The 2967-nt window shown below is 39.1% G+C and carries 1 protein-coding gene, 9 tRNA genes and 1 rRNA gene; 10 read left to right on the top strand and 1 reads right to left on the bottom strand.

From position 1 onward, the window contains the following. The first annotated feature begins 53 nt into the window (after positions 1-53). The 9 genes from ACE198_RS27845 to ACE198_RS27805 all read left to right on the top strand — a co-directional run bounded on the left by ACE198_RS27845 (position 54) and on the right by ACE198_RS27805 (position 932). A tRNA-Asp gene (locus ACE198_RS27845) sits at positions 54-127 on the top strand. Between the two features lie 135 nt (positions 128-262). Next, positions 263-336, top strand: a tRNA-Trp gene (locus ACE198_RS27840). A 15-nt stretch (positions 337-351) separates the two neighbouring features. Continuing rightward, positions 352-427, top strand: a tRNA-His gene (locus ACE198_RS27835). A 17-nt stretch (positions 428-444) separates the two neighbouring features. Further along, positions 445-519 (top strand) — tRNA-Gln (locus ACE198_RS27830). Between the two features lie 8 nt (positions 520-527). After that, positions 528-601, top strand: a tRNA-Cys gene (locus tag ACE198_RS27825). 11 nt (positions 602-612) lie between these two features. Then, positions 613-686: transfer RNA gene (locus ACE198_RS27820), tRNA-Gly, on the top strand. A gap of 9 nt (positions 687-695) precedes the next feature. Then, positions 696-772, top strand: a tRNA-Ile gene (locus ACE198_RS27815). A 6-nt stretch (positions 773-778) separates the two neighbouring features. Further along, positions 779-853 (top strand) — tRNA-Asn (locus ACE198_RS27810). 5 nt (positions 854-858) lie between these two features. After that, positions 859-932: transfer RNA gene (locus tag ACE198_RS27805), tRNA-Arg, on the top strand. Between the two features lie 132 nt (positions 933-1064). Here ACE198_RS27805 and ACE198_RS27800 read toward each other — a convergent pair. Further along, positions 1065-2435, bottom strand: coding sequence for an IS1182 family transposase (locus ACE198_RS27800; RefSeq protein WP_375377783.1), 1371 nt, complete (start codon positions 2433-2435; stop codon positions 1065-1067). Positions 2436-2903: 468 nt separating this feature from the next. Here ACE198_RS27800 and ACE198_RS27795 point away from each other — a divergent pair. Further along, positions 2904-2967 (top strand): 16S ribosomal RNA (locus ACE198_RS27795); the annotation flags it as partial.

The following is a 2967-nucleotide window of genomic DNA, read 5'->3' as shown; positions in this document are numbered from 1 at the left end:
CTCGTCGGGCTCATAACCCGAAGGTCGCAGGTTCAAATCCTGTCCCCGCAATTGGTCTGGTAGTTCAGTTGGTTAGAATGCCTGCCTGTCACGCAGGAGGTCGCGGGTTCGAGTCCCGTCCAGACCGTACTTTTATCCCCAGTAGGCAACTGCTGTTGATATAGATTTTGTGTGGCTCAGTAGCTCAGTTGGTAGAGCAAAGGACTGTAAATCCGCTCCCTCAGGGTTCGGCGGTTCGAATCCGTCCCCCTCCACCATGTATAGGGGTATAGTTTAAAGGTAGAACGAAGGTCTCCAAAACCTTTGGTGTGGGTTCAATTCCTACTACCCCTGCCAAATGATTTTATAATGGCGGTTGTGGCGAAGTGGTTAACGCATCGGATTGTGGTTCCGACATTCGTGGGTTCGATTCCCATCAGCCGCCCCATTTATTTTATAAATTATTGGGCTATAGCCAAGCGGTAAGGCATCGCACTTTGACTGCGACATGCGTTGGTTCAAATCTAGCTAGCCCAGCCATACTTAAAGGCAGCATAGCCAAGTGGTAAGGCAGAGGTCTGCAAAACCTTTATCCCCGGTTCAAATCCGGGTGCTGCCTCCAATTTAAGAAATGCGGGTGTAGTTTAGTGGTAAAACCTCAGCCTTCCAAGCTGATGTTGTGAGTTCGATTCTCATCACCCGCTCCACATAAATATGGGCCTATAGCTCAGCTGGTTAGAGCGCACGCCTGATAAGCGTGAGGTCGATGGTTCGAGTCCATTTAGGCCCACCATATTGTTCCGCAGTAGCTCAGTGGTAGAGCTATCGGCTGTTAACCGATCGGTCGTAGGTTCGAGTCCTACCTGCGGAGCCAAAAATGCGCCTTTAGCTCAGCTGGATAGAGCATACGCCTTCTAAGCGTAGGGTCAGAGGTTCGAATCCTCTAAGGCGCATAAAAAAACAAATTCAAAAAACGCTTATCTGGGGCTGTTGACAAAATGGGGAAGGAGCTTCGCTCCCTCCCCATTTTGTCTCAATAATCGAAATTCATTAGTTAATACCCTCTTTATTTTCCTTTTTTAGTGCTAATTCATTACCTTTATCATTCGTTTTAGGTTTAATGCCAACGCTGAAAAGAGACATTGTTCATGAATTTTTTCAATGCCCCTTTTATAGGTTTTATAAAGGTTGTGTTTTGTTTTCATGGTTCCGAAGGAACCTTCGCACCAAACTCTTCTTAGCTTTTGAACCAGTTTGTATTCATTTGTTTTTGCCCTCTTAATATTTTCTTCTAATAACTCATGTGCAATAGGACGAGAAATAGTTCTCCTACTTGCAGTCTTTCCAAAACATTTTTCTCTAAAAGGGCAGACTTTACAGTCTTTGGTTTTCGCTGAATATGTCTTATAATACTGTTCACCCTTACTCATTAAATGAGTAAAGGTAAGCACTTTTTGATTTGGGCAAGTATAAGTATCTGTTTCTCTGTTATAAAAAAAATCACGGTAGGAAGTCGTATCAAAAGCATTGTCATACTTAATTGGACTAATATATCCAGTTATTTCAAGAGTTTTTAATCCATGATGAATTGGAGTTGTGTCGTATCCTCGGTCTGCTCCAACACTTTTAATATCTAATTCAAACTTGTCTTGAATAACCTTTAATCTTTCAACGAAGGGTTCACAATCATTTATGTTTCCTGGGCTCGGATGAATATCTACTATAATCCCGTTTTTTGTATCAATACTGGTGTGAGCTAAGTAATGAGGACCTGTTGGCTTTCCAGGACGACTTAACACACCAGCGTCAGAATCTGTTTTTACAACGGAGATTGTTTCAGTAGATGGACCTTTTGGCTTTCTCCCCCGTTTTTTCGTTCCAGTTTCTTTCCTTTTTTCCTCTAATTCTTTTTCAATTTTCTTTGCTTCTAATTCAAGAGTATTTAAATATTGAGATGGAGTCTTTTCCACTGTTACCTTTTCAACTTTACTCTTTGAGGCACTAGCTTTGATATGGGTTGAATCAGTTACTATAACTTCTCCAGTAACTAATCCTTTCTCCATACAAAGTTTTACTATATGATCAAAAATTTCTTGAAAAACTGTACTATCCTTAAATCTTCTCCGTCGATTCTGACTAAATGTGGAGTGGTCAGGTACAGGATCAGTTAAATCAAGTCCTAAAAACCATCGATAGGCTATATTTAAATTAACTTCTTGTTCTAGCTCTCGTTCGGAATCAACATTATAAAGATAACCAATTAGTAACATCTTAAATAAAAGCACAGGATCAAGGGATTTCCTGCCGTGTTTTGAATAATACATTTCCATTTTGTTATATATAAAAGAAAAGTCAATTTTTTCATTAATTTGGCGGAGTATATGATTTGAAGGAACAAAGGTATTTAAATCAATAAACTCCATTCTACTTTGATAATCATCTTTACGACCCATCATAGAAATTCCCCCAATAAAAAAACCTGTATAGAATAAAGTTCTACACAGGTTTTCAAATTTCCTATTAGAATGTCAACAGCCCCATCTTAGCGTTTTTTTTTTGTACTTTTTAACAACTCACGCAATCATTTATGAAGGAATCCGGGTTATATTGCTGGAATTGACTCGAGAGTATGATGCTTTTAAAAACTTCTTTATATGTTTAAAACTTTTTTCAAAAAGAAGTTGACTTACATGCGGATTATTTGTTATAGTATTATTTGTCGCTGAGGCGGCGAGGTTAATTTCAAAAAAAGTTGACATCTATGAGGCGAAGTGTTATAGTTAATTTCGCTGTCGCTAATTAAAGTGATATATTGTTCTTTGAAAACTAAACAAACAAAATCGTGCAAACAAACAATATTTATCGTGTTTCTTCTATTAATATAGTAAGAACACGAGCCAACGTAACAAATGAGCTAATCAACTTTCTTGGAGAGTTTGATCCTGGCTCAGGACGAACGCTGGCGGCGTGCCTAATACATGCAAGTCG

The organism is Neobacillus sp. KR4-4 (assembly GCF_042136325.1).
Lineage (GTDB): Bacteria > Bacillota > Bacilli > Bacillales > Cytobacillaceae > Neobacillus.
This window is presented reverse-complemented; position numbering and strand designations above follow the sequence as displayed.

Excerpts from the sequence above, each read along its gene's own strand:
- ACE198_RS27800 (WP_375377783.1), bottom strand. The coding sequence starts at position 2,435 with ATGATGGGTCGTAAAGATGATTATCAAAGTAGAATGGAGTTTATTGAT.